At 45.3% G+C, this 17,862-nt stretch carries 13 protein-coding genes; 1 reads left to right on the plus strand and 12 read right to left on the minus strand.

Annotated features, from left to right (window positions below; all coding sequences use genetic code 11):
• Positions 1 to 6: 6 nt before the first annotated feature.
• From QVE09_RS25680 to QVE09_RS25705, 6 genes are all read right to left on the minus strand, one after another.
• On the minus strand, positions 7 to 993 hold the full coding sequence (locus QVE09_RS25680; protein WP_017691250.1) for a gluconeogenesis factor YvcK family protein: 987 nt from the start codon (positions 991 to 993) through the stop codon (positions 7 to 9).
• A gap of 13 nt (positions 994 to 1,006) precedes the next feature.
• Complete coding sequence (gene rapZ, locus QVE09_RS25685) at positions 1,007 to 1,906, minus strand: RNase adapter RapZ (protein ID WP_017691251.1); 900 nt, start codon at positions 1,904 to 1,906, stop codon at positions 1,007 to 1,009.
• Between the two features lie 51 nt (positions 1,907 to 1,957).
• Complete coding sequence (locus QVE09_RS25690; RefSeq protein WP_062837749.1) at positions 1,958 to 2,908, minus strand: ROK family glucokinase; 951 nt, start codon at positions 2,906 to 2,908, stop codon at positions 1,958 to 1,960.
• A gap of 443 nt (positions 2,909 to 3,351) precedes the next feature.
• Positions 3,352 to 4,422 carry an AI-2E family transporter gene (locus QVE09_RS25695; RefSeq protein ID WP_315939102.1) on the minus strand — a complete coding sequence of 357 codons (1,071 nt, stop codon included), beginning with the start codon at positions 4,420 to 4,422 and terminating at the stop codon, positions 3,352 to 3,354.
• A 123-nt stretch (positions 4,423 to 4,545) separates the two neighbouring features.
• Positions 4,546 to 5,505: a thioredoxin-disulfide reductase gene (gene trxB / locus QVE09_RS25700; protein ID WP_315939103.1), complete on the minus strand. Its 960-nt coding sequence runs from the start codon at positions 5,503 to 5,505 to the stop codon at positions 4,546 to 4,548.
• Positions 5,506 to 5,676: 171 nt separating this feature from the next.
• The gene (locus tag QVE09_RS25705) at positions 5,677 to 7,410 is read right to left on the minus strand and encodes a tetratricopeptide repeat protein (RefSeq protein ID WP_315939104.1); all 1,734 of its coding nucleotides are present in this window, start codon (positions 7,408 to 7,410) and stop codon (positions 5,677 to 5,679) included.
• Positions 7,411 to 7,865: 455 nt separating this feature from the next.
• Here QVE09_RS25705 and QVE09_RS25710 point away from each other — a divergent pair, with 455 nt between their 5' ends.
• Positions 7,866 to 8,315, plus strand: a complete 450-nt coding sequence (locus QVE09_RS25710; RefSeq protein ID WP_315939105.1) for a hypothetical protein — start codon at positions 7,866 to 7,868, stop codon at positions 8,313 to 8,315.
• A gap of 141 nt (positions 8,316 to 8,456) precedes the next feature.
• Here QVE09_RS25710 and QVE09_RS25715 read toward each other — a convergent pair whose 3' ends face one another.
• The 6 genes from QVE09_RS25715 to QVE09_RS25740 form a co-directional block, all read right to left on the minus strand.
• Positions 8,457 to 10,208: a hypothetical protein gene (locus QVE09_RS25715; RefSeq protein ID WP_315939106.1), complete on the minus strand. Its 1,752-nt coding sequence runs from the start codon at positions 10,206 to 10,208 to the stop codon at positions 8,457 to 8,459.
• Positions 10,209 to 10,464: 256 nt separating this feature from the next.
• A complete protein-coding gene (locus QVE09_RS25720; RefSeq protein ID WP_315939107.1) occupies positions 10,465 to 11,415 on the minus strand; it encodes a sugar phosphate isomerase/epimerase family protein in 951 nt (316 codons plus the stop codon).
• 57 nt (positions 11,416 to 11,472) lie between these two features.
• Positions 11,473 to 12,345, minus strand: coding sequence for a carbohydrate ABC transporter permease (locus QVE09_RS25725; protein WP_315939108.1), 873 nt, complete (start codon positions 12,343 to 12,345; stop codon positions 11,473 to 11,475).
• Positions 12,346 to 12,420: 75 nt separating this feature from the next.
• Positions 12,421 to 13,317 carry an ABC transporter permease gene (locus QVE09_RS25730; protein ID WP_074092961.1) on the minus strand — a complete coding sequence of 299 codons (897 nt, stop codon included), beginning with the start codon at positions 13,315 to 13,317 and terminating at the stop codon, positions 12,421 to 12,423.
• A 102-nt stretch (positions 13,318 to 13,419) separates the two neighbouring features.
• Complete coding sequence (locus QVE09_RS25735) at positions 13,420 to 15,006, minus strand: extracellular solute-binding protein (protein ID WP_397387098.1); 1,587 nt, start codon at positions 15,004 to 15,006, stop codon at positions 13,420 to 13,422.
• Positions 15,007 to 15,421: 415 nt separating this feature from the next.
• A complete protein-coding gene (locus QVE09_RS25740; protein WP_315939110.1) occupies positions 15,422 to 17,692 on the minus strand; it encodes a helix-turn-helix domain-containing protein in 2,271 nt (756 codons plus the stop codon).
• Positions 17,693 to 17,862: the final 170 nt, after the last annotated feature.

Raw genomic sequence — 17,862 nt, forward strand, 5'->3', positions numbered from 1 at the left:
GGGACTTCACCTCTTCCGTAACATCCAATTTTGTACCAGTTGGTAGATGTGATGACTTAACTTGTCGGCATCATGACGCAGATAGGTTTTGAACAGAACAAGGGTATCTGCAACCACCTGATAGCCAGCACTTTCGAGTACATTCATATCCAGTACAACCGGTTTTGCTCCTTTTTCCGCATACTTATTCTGCACTTGCAGCGGAATATCACCATTATTTACGATAACATAGTCGAATAGTTGATGACCTATATGCTCGTGTACCGCCTTAAGGTGGTCACTTACCGTATAGTTATCCGTTTCTCCCGGCTGAGTCATAACATTACAGATAAACATCTTCACCGCATCAGCCTCTACCACAGCTTCAGCAAGCTTAGGTACGAGCAGATTGGGAAGGATGCTTGTATAGAGGCTGCCTGGCCCGATCAGAATGGCGTCAGCTTGACGAATGGCCTCTACTGCCTCTGGCAACGGCTCCACGTGATCCGGTTCAAGGAAAACACGTTTGATGCGTCCACCTGCCTCAGGGATTTTGGACTCACCTGTAATAATTGTCCCATCTTCCATCTCGGCATGCAACACAACGGCCTGGCCTGCGGCTGGCAATACCTCACCTCGAACGGCAAACACGCGGCTAAGTTCCCGCACTGCGGTCACAAAGTCGCCCGAAATATCCGTCATTGCAGCCAGAATCAAATTTCCCAAGCTGTGGCCTGCAAGCCCCGCGCCTGTATTGAAACGGTACTTCAACATATCTGAAAGCAATGGTTCTACATCAGCCAGTGCCGTAAGCACGTTGCGAATGTCGCCCGGAGGCGGCATCTGTAGCTCATTGCGCAGGATGCCTGAACTTCCACCGTCATCTGCAACCGTGACGATGGCCGTGATATCCAGCGGCTTTTCTTTCAAACCGCGCAGCATCACGGATAATCCGGTTCCGCCGCCCATTACAACTATTCTCGGACGTTCTCTTCGTGGTCCGGCCTCTTTCATCCCTTCACCCTCTTCAATGACGGTCCCGGTCAGCGTCGCGATGGCTCACGGTGACAGCTTCTGTCTCGCTGCTTCCCAACATCTTGCCCAAATATTCCGATATTGCTACCGAACGATGCTTGCCTCCGGTACAGCCGATTCCAATAATAACCTGGCTTTTGCCTTCCTTCCGGTATTGCGGAATCAGGAAATGCAGCATATCCAGCAGCTTGGTCAGAAACGCCTGTGTCTCTGGCCATTTCATAACATATTCGTACACATCACTATTCTGCCCCGTATTCGGTCGCAAATGATCAATATAATGCGGATTCGGTAAAAAACGTACATCAAACACCAGATCAGCATCAATCGGAATGCCATACTTGAATCCGAACGACGTAATATTCACCGACAGCATTTGGCTTTCCAGATGAGAAAAGCGGGATATGATGCGTTCTTTCAGTTGGGCAGGCTTCATTGTACTTGTATTCAGCACCTGAGTCGCGGAGTTTTTGAGTTCCTCCAACATCTTGCGTTCCAGTCGGATGCCGTCCAGCGGCATGCCCTCAGGAGCCAGAGGATGTCTGCGCCTGCTTTCTTTGTAACGCTGAACAAGTACAGAATCTGTAGCATCCAGGAATAAAATTTCGCAATGAATGGTAAAATGATCTTTAATATAGTTCAAAGACTCGGACAGAGCCGTAAAGAATTCACGCCCGCGCAGATCGATAACCAATGCAACCTTACCAATCTTGCCGTTTGACTGTTCAATTAGTTCCGCAAATTTTGGAATCAATACCGGCGGCAGATTATCCACACAGAAGAAACCCAGATCCTCCAGGCTTTGTACTGCAATGGTTTTACCTGCTCCGGACATGCCCGTAATGATAATGAGCGTGGCGCCTGTGCCTGGTGAGCCTTCACCTTCAAGCATAAATGTCCCCTCCTTATCATATTGCTGTCTCCATATATTGTTACGAGGTTACTAGGAACGCAAGAGAAGACCTGCTGCACCCACAATACCTGCATTATTACCAAGTGTAGCTTCCAGAATTTGAACCCCTTCTTGCAGTGGTTCCGGTGTCAGCTTAGCAAATACCGTACGTATTTCATCGAACAAGAAATTGCCTGCTTTGGATACGCCACCACCAATGATGAACATCTCCGGGTTAATGACAGCCGCTACAGTAGCCATGGACTTGCCCAGGTAAAAGGCCGCACGGTTTACAATGCGCTGTGCCACTTCATCGCCTGCCTTGGCAGCATCAAATACTTCTTTGGCTGCAATCTTGTCGACGAGTGCCAGTGACGTGTGATCACCGCGCTCTACTGCATCCTTCGCCATACGAATAATACCCGTTGCAGACGAAACTGTTTCAACACATCCCATTTTACCACAACCGCACTTGATGGCCTCCAGATCAGGTACAACACTGATATGACCCAGTTCTCCCGCCATTCCGGAGAAACCCTGATAGATGTTACCATTCAAGATCAAACCTCCGCCAACGCCTGTACCGAGTGTATAACATACGCAATTGTCTACGCCTTTGCCAGCGCCTGCCCATACTTCACCCAGTGCAGCCACGTTTGCATCGTTATCTATTTTGATTGGCTTGCCCAGACGTTCTTCCAGAATCGAACGAATGGCCACATTCCGAAATCCAATGTTAGGGGCATGAACGATAATTCCCTCGCGTACATTCGTGAAACCGGCCACTCCAGCACCTACACCCTCAAGCTGTTCCCAACTGTAAGGTGATTCGGCTACGATATGTCGGACATACTTCTCGATGTTGGCGATGACCGTGTCTACGCCCTTATCCACTTCAGTCGGTCCTTCATACGTATGCATTAGCTGACCTTGTTCATCGCATATACCGACTTTGATTGCTGTTCCGCCGAGATCGACCCCAACGTAGATTTTCTCAGACATGCTGCAAGCCACCTTTATCTATCTAAAATAGTTTAAGTCCTACGTACCAACTATAATTGAAGGATACGCCTGGGTCAAGACGATAAGACCTTGGATACACCATGCTTCACCAGGATTGTGAACTACATCACATAGCATTTTTGAATACGTATACATCCTTAATACCTTCATTTATTAACGCACGCTTTATTCCTTCCTCCATATCAGAGGAAGCCTCAACTCATGATATTGCATCTTCACTCGTTCCATTCATAAAAGATGATCTTCGCCCCCTCAGAGTGGTGACTCGTCTTATGCACCCCGCCACCTGTCATTCTTACGCAGAATGCTATCCAGTGGCGGTATTGCCAACAAAAAAACGCCTTCCACATATAGAAGGCGCCTTTACTTTTATAAAAATCTGAAGTTGTAGAATCAGGTTAAACTTAGTTGATTTTCTTACGTTATAACTTCGATTCCACACGTACCGGTTCTTCTGTCTTCTCCATCTTGTTCACATCCAGAATATCGAGCAGGAAGACAAAGATTGGAATACCAATGATCAGTCCCCAGATCCCCAGGAAGTGTTGCGACAGAATCAGTACGATAAAGGTGTAGAACATTGGCAATTTGGTCTTGTGTGCCATCAGTTTTGGATTCAGGAAGTACGTCTCCAAGGCATGAATAACAATAATCATGATGATCACAATAATGCTTAATTTCAGTCCACCCATCTGATACCCAATCAGACAGAGCGGCACAAGTGAGATGATAACCCCCGCAACGGGAACCAGACTGAGCATGAACACCAGAATGGTCAGAGCGAACAGATACGGGAAACCCAGAATCCATAAGCCCAGTATCGTCAGCACCGTATTAAACACCGCAATAAGAAGCTGTGCCTCAATGACTTTACCAAAAGAAGACACGAACTTGTCTCCCAGATAAGCAACTTCATTGTAGAACCATCCAATTTTACTTGTTTTGAACTTGGACGTGAACTTGGATATCTCCTGCTTCTGCAATAAGAAGAACAGACTCAGAATGATAACGAGCAGAATAAACTCCAGCCATTTGCTCAAAGCGAAAATATATTTCAATGCATCATTGGTGTAATTTTTAATATCGAAGGATTGAAGATAACCCGCAATTTTGGATGCAAAATTATCACCGTCTGCACTATCCAGAAATTTCATAATCTCGTTCGTCAACTGAACGACCTGATCCACGATCCGTGGTGAATATCTGGAAATGCCCAGCACAATGACTGCGATCACAATCATATAGAGCAGGATGACCACAACTTTATAATTGATCGGAAATAACCGATTCAAACCACCTGTAATGAAATGCTGTAACCTGTTCATGACATACGTCACCAGGAACAACAGCAGAATCATGTGCAGCATACTCCCCATACTGAACAAAATTAAACAGAACAAGAGCAGGATCAAAAATCGTCTCACTGTCGCATTCTGTAACCAATCTTTTATCATTTCCCCCAAAATCTTCACCTCACAGCTAATATGCCCCATATGTATACGAACTCATGCCCACTGTAGTTTCAAAAAAAGAGAAGCCTTCCGGCTTCTCTCATTTCATGAGACTTCCCGTTGTCTCTTATTTCTAACATATGCCTAACTACATGCACGAAATGCTTATTTATCCAACGTTTCGCTCCAATCATGGACAATGCTTCCTTCAAGGAACTTCTCACAATCCATGGCGGCCATACATCCGGATCCTGCAGCTGTAATGGCTTGACGATACTTCGTATCCTGAACATCACCACAGGCGAATACACCCGGAATATTGGTCTCCGTTGTTCCCGGTTTAACGACAACATAGCCATGTTCGTCCAGTGCGATCGCATTACCCAGGAATCCGGTATTCGGTGTGTGACCAATGGCAACGAATACGCCATCTGCTTCGAGCAACTCTTCCTGCCCCGTCTCGTTGTTGCGCACCTTCAGCCCTTTGACACCCAGCGCTTCAGGTACGACCTCGAGTGGAGTACGGTTCAGCGCCCACTTCACCTTTTCATTGCTGCGAGCCCGATCCTGCATAATCTTGGATGCACGTAATTCATCCCGGCGGTGAACCAATGTCACGTCTGTTGCAAAACGAGTCAGGAAACTCGCTTCCTCCATCGCGGAGTCTCCACCGCCCACGACCACGATTTTTTTGCCTCGGAAGAAGAAGCCGTCACATGTCGCGCATGTACTTACACCACGTCCCACATTTTCCTGCTCGCCCGGAATACCGAGATAACGAGCGGATGCACCTGTGGAGATAATGATCGATTCAGCTTCCAGCTCACCGATTCCTCCAACTTTGACCTTGAAGGGCGGTTTGCTGAAATCAACCTCTTCCACCCAACCGTTTTTGAATTCCGCCCCAAAACGTTCAGCTTGCTTACGCATATTGTCCATCAGTTCAGGACCCATGATACCTTGCGGGAAACCGGGGAAATTCTCAACTTCCGTTGTCGTCGTCAATTGACCACCCGGCTGAAGACCTTCGATAACCAGTGGGTTCAGATTAGCACGAGCCAGATATATCGCTGCTGTAAGACCCGCAGGTCCCGTTCCGATCACAATCGTTCTGTATTTAGACATATAGATACAGCCTCCTTAATTAAGGTGAGAATGTGTTGTACTAGCGATGAACTTGCCAAGATGATATCCTACAGGCGTTTACGAGGCCCATTCGTTAAGTTTACCCGTTTTCCCGGTTGTTGTATCCTTCACCTGATGATGTCTTTCTGAAAACGAGTGAGGGCCAACTTTCTATACAAGTGGTGGATTGCTGTTACACACCGAATGAATCTGTTTAGCATACTTGCTAACCGTTGATGCCGATATCCCATACCGCTCAGCAATGCTTTGATAGGTAACGGGCCGACTGTGATTCTTGGCTGCCAAATATTCAAGTCCTGCAGCCCAACCCTCAATCTGCTTCGTACCCGGAACCTCCGGATGTACCCGGGATACATAATCCGTCCAGAGCCGTTCCATCTCTTGCTGCAACTCAGCCTTTGCTTCAGACATCTGTAACGCACGATCAACAACAGCCTGCCAATGGGAGGTTGAACCAGTGTCCGATTGCTCTGATGTGGATGGAACCTTCCCAATAGACTTCAAGGCTACAGGAGAAAAGGGTCGAACCACCTGAGAATTTCGATCCTCATGTTCAGCCGATTTCAATCCGTTCAGTACAGCTTGTGCTGCCTCAAGCAGATCCTGTTCTTCTCCAGGCTCTTCAATGAAAGATTGCAGTGCCTGCTGCACCTCATAATCACCGATCATCCCAAGCGCATGAATAACCTGTAGCTTGGTTGCCCGATCACCATGACGCAATGCCCAGAAGAACGAGGAACGAATCAGGGGATCATTCTTCATTTCTTCAGGTATGCCACTACCATAGTTCTCCCACTGTCTGAACTGCTCATCAAATGGCAGATGATAGTGATAGCTCAGCTTCTCTGGCTCTTGCTCGCCTTGTCTTACAGCCTCAAGACCTGACAGATAATACCGGGATACTTCGGAACCCGGATCAAGTTTGGACACATGATGCCATAAACGCTCAGCAGCATCATAACGTTCTGTATTATAAGCCGCCACCGCTGCATAATGAGCAAGTGCCGGATCAGCAGCTGTCTCTTGGTCCTTGAGCAAACGCCGGAAGTGAACATAAGCCGTATCGTGTTGGCCCAGAATTCCCATCGTTGTTGCCAGTTTGTAGACTTGTTCGTGCTGGAATGGCACGATGACCCGCAATTTTTTGATCAGAAGCAGCACTTGATCAGCCCGGTTCTCATTTTGATGGAAAATGGCCAGATTACAGAGTGCATGCAGATTACCTGGTTCTTGTTCAAGCACTTCGGCAATAGTCTCTTTTGCTTTGGGAAACAGACCCATATAATAGTAGGCGAGTGCCAGATTGTTACGGGCAGCCAAGTAATCAGGATAATCAGAAGACATGCCTTCGAGCAATTCAGCAGCCTGTGCAAATTTCCCTTCTTCCAGCAGTTCCCGTGCCTGATCGTGCTCCACTACACCTTTGCGTGATTTGATTCGATTCAGTTTGGTCGGACGATCCAGCTCATAATACAGAAGCTCCATCATCTCTTCGGCTTCCGTCATGAACTGACCTTGGGTGTCCTCCTCCAGATAGGTAACAAGTGCTTGCTCGGCTTCCTCAAACCGATCCATATTTGCATAATTGTTCGCCATATAAAAATAACATTCCGTCATCGACGGATCTACCACTTCCAGCACGTTAGCCAGAATGGCATTGGAGGCTTCGTAATCCCCCTTCTCCGATAATATACCCGCCATATTACAATGATTTACCGGATTTTCCGGTTCGTATTCAACAGCTTTGCGAAAATATTTTAATGCCTTGTCGACATGATTACGGTCCAGCGAGCGGACAGCTCTTTCAAAGAAGAAAGAAGCATCCAAGTGAATCGGTATAATATTGGCAAGGTGTCCCTCAGCCCGCACTAGCTTGCCCTTCATCTTCCAAGGCACCTCCTCTTTGCATTTCATTCATACTCTTCAGTATACCACATCTTAAGGCCCACTTCTCAATATGTAGTTTCATGTCGTTTATGAAAAAAATGCAAAAGAAGGTGATATTCCATTTGCGGAAACCTATCACCTTGGAGCATTGTTTATTCAAGGGGAACCCGTCTTTGCCTAGAGACTCTTAAACTCACTTGCCACAGAATCTCTTTGCAGTATTGCATTAGTCCATTCTTGTCGGTTACGGGACGTCTATCTGAATTCGGTTTGTTTATGATAAAGATAAGTGCGCTTTTGTGGTATTATTATCCTTATTGTCCTTTTGAGTGGTTTATCTCCATTAAATGCAATCAAACAACGTACATTGGCTCTGACCCTCAACTATTATTTGCGTATGTAATTATACAAATAAAGGCACTTCATTATTATTTTAAGGAGATGTTATATTGATGATTTCGAGTATAAAACCAATTGTATTCATCTTAATATGCTTGTTTGCTTTGAATGGATGTTCAAAAGATATAGAAAACAAAGAAAATAATTTCACATTAGATAATGTACTGAAAGCGCTCGAGTCTCAAGAACTGGATTTAGTGTCCTTTGGTATAACCGGGTATCCTTTGAAATTAAATGATGTTGTACCTGAGGTGTACTCCGTTGAAGCGCCAGTGAAAGAAGATCCGTATAACCCTGAATTTATACATTTTTATATTTTCAATTCTGAAAAGGATCGCATCAACGGGACAAAAGAATTCAATAAACACATGGAAAGCGCCCAATTCACAACATTCCCTTTTCTATATGAGAAAGGAAATGTTCTTATCGTTTACTGGAGCAAAACCAAAGATACTCCTCTGTTCACTAAACCAATCGAAACTGCGTTAGAGCAACTGAAATGATAATAGTTCATACATTACTGAACTGAGCTCGACAGTGGGAATATCATTTTAGAACGATAATTGCAGTCATTCGTAAAAAAAGAAGACCGAGCCCAAAGGCTCGGTCTTCTAACTGTTATAGCTTTTAAAGATTCAATAGATTTAGATCTTCAACGCCATCGAAGGAGAAAGTGAAATATGAAGGGTTTTATCAAACGGTGTCATAAAATTGACCAGCACAACCTTACACTTGTCCGGCAGTTTTGCCTCACGTACCGTTGCAGCCAGATGCCCCAGCTCGCCCCCGGTGATCTCCAGCCAGTCTTCTCCGCAGGTATAGCGTAATGTACCGCCTTTCCACAAGTAGTGACCCTCACTCGTTTCAATTGCGTCCTCACAGGTCAGTTCACCTTCGCTTCCGAATACAAAGGATAGTTGCATCATAATGTCTTCCGGCTCCTGTCCAGATAGATGCATGTTCCATCCGTTTTCCGTTGGCTGTAATTCTGCTCCTACACGGAAGGTCTGCTCATGAGTAAGCTGACGACTCTGATGAGGTAGCAAATACCATGGACTTATATCTGATGCAGCCGATTCTGGCAGCAGGTTCGCAGGGATTGGACCGTAGTAGCCTTTTTTCTGCTCACCAGTCAGTCGATACCCTGCAGTTGATCTGGTCATTTGCTGCATAGGGACATACCCTGGATTAAAGTAAGAGGCCAGTTGTACCGCCAGCAGACGCACCTTGCCATGACGAAGAGCGAAGAAGGAAGGAACTTCTGTCATCACTGTCACGCTAGTAGCGCCATCCCGAATTCGGGCTACGGGAGCACCAAAATCCGTATGCATCCGACTGTGAGATATCTGTCCGTGATGCCCTACTGCGTCCATCTGCTCCAGATATTCTCCCCGTACAAAATGTTCATTCAGCATGACCTCATACTGTTCCGGTAATGAATCACGTGCGTCATTTGTCTGCTGAAGCTCCGGCTCAAGCATTAATCGAATAAGCGTATTCACCGAGCATACACCCGGATCTGTCAGTGTATCGCCCGCCCAAGCTGCCATGCCAGCAAAGAGTGGATCATCATCCAGCCGCGCCAAAATGGCATAAGGCAGGTAGTAAGGTGACAGATCATGAACACTGCCCAGATCCTGTCGCCCTGAATAATCTGTAACAATTTCACCCGTAGGGTGGACCAGATACACCATCATGCGGAGATTAAGCCTCACTGGTTCCAGCAGTTCAGGACGATTGAGCAGGCGTGCAGCATGAATTAACATGATGTCGCTAACTGCGCTGTATATCCCATTGCTCCGTTCTGTCCACTCCCCATCAGGTGTAATATCCATGCCTTCATCCATCCACTGCTCTGCACGCTGCACAGCTTCCTCCAGATCAAATATTTCATGCAGGAAACCAAGCGCCGCGCATAGCACCCAGCGATGATTGGGCGTATGACAACCTCCTGTAAGCATGGTTGGGATTGTCCGTTCCAGAAACAGCCTCATATTGTTCAATACAGGTTGAAGCGGCTCCCATTCTTGCTGCTGAAGAAGCTGATACAACTGTGAATACCCTACAACGACAAATGCGGTATCCGGAGGGGAATGGTAATTGGTCCAGCCAGGCGATATTGAACCGTCTTCATGCTGGAAGCGGAGTACAAATTCCGTAGCTAACAGCAGTCGATTTAACAACGATTCATCCCGGTAATAGATAGAGTCCGGATTGGAGAGCGCAGCTCCCCAGTAACACATATCCGTGGGCGTTCCAGTCGTATGGTTGACCCAGGCAACACCTGTGAAGGGATCAATTGTCCCTCCATAGTAACGGCTTTCCGGGTCAAGCATCTGCCGGGATATGCCTCTTTCTACCGCTCTGTCATTACTGTCCACCAGTTGTTTGTACATGTGCAGTCCCCTCCATACCAATGCATTCTCCCGATGTGCGGAGTATGTTGCTTCAGTGCCTTCAATTCAGACCGGAAGCCTACTCATACCGCCCGTAGGTGAGTTCATTTTTCTCGTCAGTATATATCATATTTCTACAAAAGTCGTTAGAAAATCTGTGCTTGTTTTACTACATTATTTATGGGTCACCGTCACTGCGGAAACAGTCATTAAACACATGCTGTGAACATGCAAACTGTTCCCCACTTCACCGCGCCTACTCTGTCACTCCAAGCTTCTTCATAAGCAAGTCATGACTCTCATTGATCTCTTCTGTCTTACAGGCAGACTTCAACTCATACACCTTCACCTGTGCGCGACGAATCATCGGCAGATAGGCATCATAGAAGTTCATATCCTTACTGTGTACATACGGGCACCAGTGATCCGAGAGACCAAGTGTCTCATGGATATGGACCCCTACGATATCATCCATCAGACCTTGCATTTCTCCCACACTGTCATAAAGGCCCATTCGGTCCATCATGATGGCATGACCCGTATCGTACCAGATACCAACCGGAGCCCCTTTGAGGGCAGCAATGATGGTCTTGGCTTCGGCAAGGGTAGGAATCTGTTGTGGTCTGGATCTTGTCTCGATACCAAAACGAACATCCAGACCTTTAGCTGCCGCCCGATTGCATACCTCATCCAGACTGGCGATAATTTTCTCCACATATCCTGAACTGAGAGCTTCCCGCCGCTCCATCAATTCAGCCCATTTGCTGTGATACTTCGGTGAATCCGGACCTTCCTCGTTGTAGATCTTTCCAAGGTCTTTGCTGATATCCTCAGGAAAAGGTACCTCTCCAGGATGTACAACAACAGCTTCTCCCCCATAACGTTGGGCATATTCAGCCGACTCTACCAGCAATTCGATTGCCCGCTTACGTTTCACTTCATCTTCGAAGCCGAGCAAGATGGAATCCGTACCATAATCGGGATCAGGGTCATGTGGAAAAGTGTTGTGCACACTGGACACCCCAATCTCCCCGCGCTCGATCATCGGCTCAATCGTTGCGAGCATATCCTTCGTTACATTGTAGTTAAGCTCTACCCGGCGAAAACCGAGTGCTGTGATCTCCCGAATCATGTCCTCACCTACAGGATGTCTCCTGATGTTCCAGCATGTCGAGAATGAGTATTCTCCCTTATCTCTTCCCTGCATATTACGTTCCTTCTCCTTCCCCAATTGTGATGTTTAGCGTGTATGGGGACTACGAAATTATCCTTTAACCGCTCCCAGCATGGCACCGCTGACGAAATACTTTTGCAGCCATGGGTATACCAGCAAAATTGGCACCGTTGCAAAGACAACCGTCGCAGCTTTGAGACTTTCTGGCGTTAATCTTGTACGGCTTGCACCTTCAAGCAATGTAAGCTCACTTATCATGTTGTTCTGTACCATTTGATAGAGCTTCAGTTGCAATGGATATAACTTCGGATCAGTGATGTACATCAGGGAATCCTGGAAGCCATTCCAGCGTCCAACCGCATAAAACAGAGAAAGTGTAGCAATTACTGGCATAGATAGCGGCAAAATGATTTTAAAGAGCGTGTGCACATGTGAACTTCCATCAATCTCAGCGGATTCTTCCAGACTTTCAGGAATGCCGCGGAAGAAGGAGATCAGGATAATCAAGTTAAACGGACTCACTAATCCTGGTAGAATCAAAGCCCAAACGGAATTCAGCAAATGCAGGTCACGAATCAGCAAATATTCGGGAATAATCCCTCCGCTGAAGAACATGGTGATGATGATGACGTACATAAACAGTTTACGACCTTTTAATTTTTTCTTCGTGAGCGGGTACGCTGCAGCAATGGTAAACAACATGCACAGCGCTGTCGTAGCTATCGTAAGAACCGTGGTGAAGCCTAGTGAATAGATCATGGAATGATCCGAAAATACTTGCCCATATGCATCCCAGTTAAATTCCTTTGGAAAGATGGTTACTTCACCTGATGTAATGGCCCGGTTCGAACTTAGCGATATCGCAATCGTGTGCAGAAACGGAGCAAGACAGAATATAACAAACAAGGTGATAAAGGAGACATTGACAATATCAAAAATCCGGTTCGAGGTGCGGTCACTCATCTGCGCACAACTCCTTTACTGATGGTCTATACGTTCAACAAACCAAATGTAACAAATTTTGTTATTTTCCTAAAATTACAGTATTCCTTCACCGGTTGTTTTCTTCGAGATATAGTTTGAGCCGAGTACAAAGATCAATCCGACAACAGCCTGGAATAAGCCGACAACCGTTGCAAGTGTATACTGTCCAGACTGTATACCCATTCTGTATACAAAGGTACTGAGTACATCGGAATATTCACGAACAGCCGTATTACCAATAACATAAGGCCGGTCAAAACCGATGCTGACCATATTTCCGAGATTAAGGATAAGCAAGGTTACAATGGTTGGTTTAATACTTGGCAGTGTAATATGCCAGATTCTCTTCAGCCGCGTTGCACCATCAATCTCAGCTGCCTCGAACAATTCCTTGTTAACGCCGGTTAATGCAGCCAGATATAGAATGGTTCCCCACCCAGCACTTTGCCACACACCTGTGAACAGGTAAGTAACAAGCCACGGGTTTTTCTCTGTCAAAAACGGAATTGAATTTAGGCCCATACTTTCCAGAATACCGTTTACCATACCGGATTGATTACCAAACAATTGGTATACAATTCCCCCGATGATAACCCAGGAGATAAAGTGAGGAATGTACAAAATGGTCTGTGAAATTTTCTTAAACCATTTAAACCTTACCTCATAGAGCATAATGGCCAGAATGATTGGAGCAGGGAATGAAACGATCAGATCAAGAAAATTCAGCATAAATGTGTTACGTAGCGTAGTGTAGAAATCCGGCATTGCAAATACCTCGCGAAAAGCATCAAAACCGATCCATTCACTACCGTTAATACCTTGAAACAGGTTAAAGTCTTTAAAAGCGATCTGCACACCGTACATTGGTCCGTATCGGAAAATGATAAAATAAATAAGGGGTAGTGAAATTAGCGCATACAGTTGCCAGTATCTCTTCAAGTATGTGGTCATGTCTCTCTCTCCTCCTCACAAACGAAGAAACGCTATGCCGCCACCCAAGAGACGGCACAGGCTTCATCGAAACACTTCAATTTACACACATTTTGTTCAAACTTATTGTTCAGCAGCTTCCAATTCTTTTTTCAGCTCTGTTCCACCCAAGGACATGTAGTCAGCCATTTCTTTTTCAAATACAGCATCGAATTCTTCAGGTTTTGCCATCGCTGTTTTTACGATAATAACGTCCAATTTGTCTGTCAGTGCTGTGCTATACTTCATCTCTGTCTGAATTGGCTTGCTGAAAACAATTGGCCCAACAGTATCTGTGTTTGCAACTTCAAGTGCTTTTTTCAAAATTTCCTGATTCGCTGGAGGGAATCCCATGATCCAAGCTTTTTCATTTTGTGCTTGATCACCAAGGTTTTTACCGTTCGAAATAATCGCGGTATCTCCTGCATTGAACAGACGATCTTTTGCTTCTTGAGTAGCGTCTGCTTTAGCAACCGGAATGCCGTCTACCAGATCATAGTTCTCGCCTTCCACACCATCATAAATGGCAGTGAGGTTTTTATCGGAAGCCATCCAATCCAGATATTTAATTGCTTCTGCCGCACGTTCGCTGCTCTTCGGAATCATGATGTACATACCATTCGAACCATAGCGGGACTTGATATGTTTTCCATCAGCATTCGCATTGGTGTATGCATCGAGCGGAGCCAAGTTGCTGTCCGGTTTGTTTGTTTTCAACAGATCGTAAGATCCATCTGGCCAGAAAATAGAGTCCACATCTTCAGAGAAGAAACCAGTATTTCCATTTGCAACGTCTTTGTTTAACTGGGTTTTATCCTTATCCAAGCTGAAATCCTTACTGATCAATCCTTCGTTGTATAGCTTGTTCAAGAACTGCATGGATTCTTTGAATCCTTCATGCAGAGGCAGTTCATAGCGTTGAGCATAAGTCTTATCACCAGCGATTGGCTTAATGAAAGAATAGATGAGTGGTTCATAGGAAGCTGGTGCAAGCGCAAAACCCATAGGAATGTTTTGACTTCCCACATTGCCAGGATCTTTTTCTTTAAAAGCTTTCAATGTGTTATACAACTCATCTGTTGTTTGAGGTGCTGGCATTCCCAGCTTATCTAACCAATCTTGACGAATGAAGGAGCTGTACCGCGCTGTAATCGCACGTTTACCCGGTATAGCAAACTGCTGTCCCTCCACTTGACCAAACTTTAATGTATCTTCGCCCAAAAACTTTTTCAGATTCGGTCCATACTGATTAATCAGATCACCTACATCTGTCAACCCGCCTTGTTGTGCATAGCGGTAAAACACGCTGGAGTCATAAACGAAGACAATATCCGGAACGTCCGAAGCACTAGCCATCAGGACATTCAGCTTGGTTACTTCCTCAGAACGTTGAACAGGTACGAACTGTACGTCAATGTTGTTCGGATCACCAAAGTTCTTTTGAATCATTTGAGAGATAAAGTTATTTGAGATCGTGTACTGAGCAGGTGTTTTACCACGGTCGAAAAGCTCCACCTTTAATGTGACGCGTTTTCCTTCGCCAGATGCCCCACCTTCTGCTGATTTGTTATCAGCAGATGAGCACCCCGCAAGTAGTGAGACGCCCATTACTGCTGTAAGCGCCAAACCCATCAACTTCTTTAGACTCCCTTTTCTTGTCATTCCGTTCATCCCCTTTGGCTTTGCGTGAATGTTTTTGAAGCTTGCTCTGAGTATTCCACATCTCTCGTCTTTCTTACAACAAACTAGTTTCGTAAGCGTTTACATACGGATTATGGTTTATACACTCTGATTATTTTCGCAGACTGACTATTTTCCAACCCCTTGCTGCTAAAGGCTTTAGTGCTAGTCTGCCCCCTCTGACACAGAACACTCTGCTCATATTCGGATAAACCATTTTCACATACTGCTTATATTCGTAAATAGAAAAAAATGGGAATATTCTTGTATTCTCGCACACAAGTAGTTACTTCCCTTTCAGTTTATAACTAAATAATACAAACAGGGTGAATCCCAGACTGTCCGCTCTCTCAGTGAAGAGCGACTGCCTAAAACTCACCCTGTATTTCCTTACGCAAGGACATCTTTATTTATTATCTAATTCTTCGGGATCAAGGTGTTCACGTTTCAATCGACGATAATCACCTGGTGTAATACCCATCACCCGCTTAAACACACGTCCCAAAGTAATTCCGTTTGCATACCCTACCTTTAAGGCAATGTCCTGTAAAGAATGATCCGTTTTTAGCAAAAGCTGTTCTGCCTCCTTCATGCGAAGCTCTGTAACAAAATCAACAAACTTCATGTTGAATTCGGTCTTAAACAAATAACTCGCATGTTTGCCCGTAATCTGGAATCGATCGCTCAGATGTTTCAATGAAAGATCAGGATTTGCAAACTGTTCTTCGATATAATTTTTCATTTCGTTGACCATGGCTTTGTAACTCTTGGTTTCCGTTACCGCTACATACGTTCTGAACAAGTCCGTCAGACCATCAAACAAAAGACTTTTCACATCCGTAAGCGTCTCTGCCTCTTCTACAGCACTCAACCATCCGTTAATGTTTTCTTCGGACAGTTCTTCTTGGAGTCCTTCCGACATCATGGCCACTTCTCTACTGAGCATCTGTAACATCGCCTGGATGAGAGAGCGAATCTCGTCATCTGGCAGCTTATTTCGCTCAAATGCTGTGAAAATCTCTTCCAGTTGATCACGCCACTGAACACTCGACATGCGGAAACGTTTAACAAAGTCGGCAATCATCTGCAGGTAAGTGTAGGTATCCAGCAAAGGATGCTGATGCTCTCCGCAATCGGCCTGCCCCACGTCACCATTCATCAAGAGCTTACGTTGCATTACCGTCTCGGCTGCTGCATAGGAATCCCGAATCGATCCTATGCCTTCAGCAATAGGCCCAATGCCAAAACTAAGGGAAATACGCAGATTCTGTTCCACCCAAGATTGACATTCCTCTGCCACAATGCGAATCTGCCCTGACATATCCGAGCTGTTACTGTCACTATTTTCTTTGGACAGAAAGAGTATCGCTATTCGATCCGCACTGATCCATTCCGCCCAGCACTGTACTCCCGTATTACGTGATAGTTCCTGCAAAACGTTCATCAAAGCAAACTTCAGCGTATTTTGTTCACCTCTCGTATACCGTTCCTGAAACCCTTTTTCATACTTGTTGATTTCTCCAACCACAACGGCAAAACGCGACGAGTCATGCACTTCATCAAAAGGAGAAAGCTCCTTTAATTGCTCTGAAACTTGATCCATATGTTCCCCAAGCAGCAAAGCATTAAACAGCCTGCTGCGTTGTAAAAGCGCGTTCTCTCTGCTCTTCTTATCATAGTCCATCATATGATTGATCAAATTCTCAAGAACACCATCAATCATCTTCATCTCATCGGTACGAGTTCCTGAATTCTCCAACGCACGAATCTGATGAGCTTCAATCCGGTTCATGATGATCTGAATAGGCTTATAGTTACGACGAGTAATATAGACAATATAAATGATGGCACAGATAACAGTCACCATTCCAATTACAATCCAGACGTAGGAAACTACGGATACCCAGCCAAACAAGTTGCCCGCCTTAATTCCACTGGACAGGGTCCAGCCCAATCTGTCTAGCGGTAAATGGTTTAGCTCCTTTCCATTCACTGCGCCTTCATGATCGGAATGGGCATTATACACAACCTTGCCCTCACGATCCGTAATCGTCAGAAAGGATAGTTGCCCATTAACCATACTATCTACACTCTGCTCAATACTACTCATCTTGATATTAATGACCAGGGTGCCCTCGGAACCAAAAGGTAAAGGCATGTCCTTATTCACTGTCAGTACCCGTACAGGTCGCTGAAAGTCCACCGCAATTTCCCGGATTGGTTGCCAGCCCGACCCGATTGACCCCTTAACAATCCGATCAATCCACATCTTGTCCGAGAAGCTGTCCGAATCTCTGGAACCACTTACAGTCAAAACCTTGTCATTTCTCTTGTCGTAGATATAGATGGATTGAATCCATGAAGAGGAGTTGGACAGTTCGCTTAGATTATTTGCAATTGAATAGACTGTTTCTGAGCCGGTCTGGACGGTGTTATTAAAATAAAGTTTGTAAGCCTGTGTGTTCTGTACTGTTTCGGTCACAAATAGCTCAATATCCCGAATCGTACGGTCCAGTGTAGACTCCAAGTAACTGGAGGAGATTCGATCTGCCTTTCTGGTCTCTTCCCTAGAGACATCATTTATGAAAACAAATGCGATAAAAATAAGTATTGTCATGGTAAAAAAGAAAATAGGGAAATACGAAAACAACAGTCGATAATACCAAGTACGCGACAATAGATCCCACTCCTCATTCCACGATGCCAATGTTCTTCAGCCGTGGCTCTACTGTATATTAACCGTTACATCTCTGGGATAGGATCACCCATAATATGATAACGCTATCATAACTGATTTTATGTTATTATAGCACAAGCCTCTGAGCAGCAAAGCAAGAAATGAATTCA

This window comes from Paenibacillus sp. ClWae2A, from assembly GCF_032452295.1.
In the GTDB taxonomy this organism is placed as follows: Bacteria; Bacillota; Bacilli; order Paenibacillales; family Paenibacillaceae; genus Paenibacillus.

Coding starts and splice junctions, on each gene's coding strand:
- QVE09_RS25695 (WP_315939102.1), bottom strand. CDS start 4,422: ATGGGGCATATTAGCTGTGAGGTGAAGATTTTGGGGGAAATGATAAAA.
- QVE09_RS25730 (WP_074092961.1), bottom strand. CDS start 13,317: ATGACCACATACTTGAAGAGATACTGGCAACTGTATGCGCTAATTTCA.
- QVE09_RS25710 (WP_315939105.1), top strand. CDS start 7,866: ATGATTTCGAGTATAAAACCAATTGTATTCATCTTAATATGCTTGTTT.
- QVE09_RS25690 (WP_062837749.1), bottom strand. CDS start 2,908: ATGTCTGAGAAAATCTACGTTGGGGTCGATCTCGGCGGAACAGCAATC.
- QVE09_RS25680 (WP_017691250.1), bottom strand. CDS start 993: ATGAAAGAGGCCGGACCACGAAGAGAACGTCCGAGAATAGTTGTAATG.
- QVE09_RS25720 (WP_315939107.1), bottom strand. CDS start 11,415: ATGCAGGGAAGAGATAAGGGAGAATACTCATTCTCGACATGCTGGAAC.
- QVE09_RS25705 (WP_315939104.1), bottom strand. CDS start 7,410: ATGAAGGGCAAGCTAGTGCGGGCTGAGGGACACCTTGCCAATATTATA.
- QVE09_RS25735 (WP_397387098.1), bottom strand. CDS start 15,006: ATGAACGGAATGACAAGAAAAGGGAGTCTAAAGAAGTTGATGGGTTTG.
- QVE09_RS25715 (WP_315939106.1), bottom strand. CDS start 10,208: ATGTACAAACAACTGGTGGACAGTAATGACAGAGCGGTAGAAAGAGGC.
- rapZ (WP_017691251.1), bottom strand. CDS start 1,906: ATGCTTGAAGGTGAAGGCTCACCAGGCACAGGCGCCACGCTCATTATC.
- QVE09_RS25725 (WP_315939108.1), bottom strand. CDS start 12,345: ATGAGTGACCGCACCTCGAACCGGATTTTTGATATTGTCAATGTCTCC.
- trxB (WP_315939103.1), bottom strand. CDS start 5,505: ATGTCTAAATACAGAACGATTGTGATCGGAACGGGACCTGCGGGTCTT.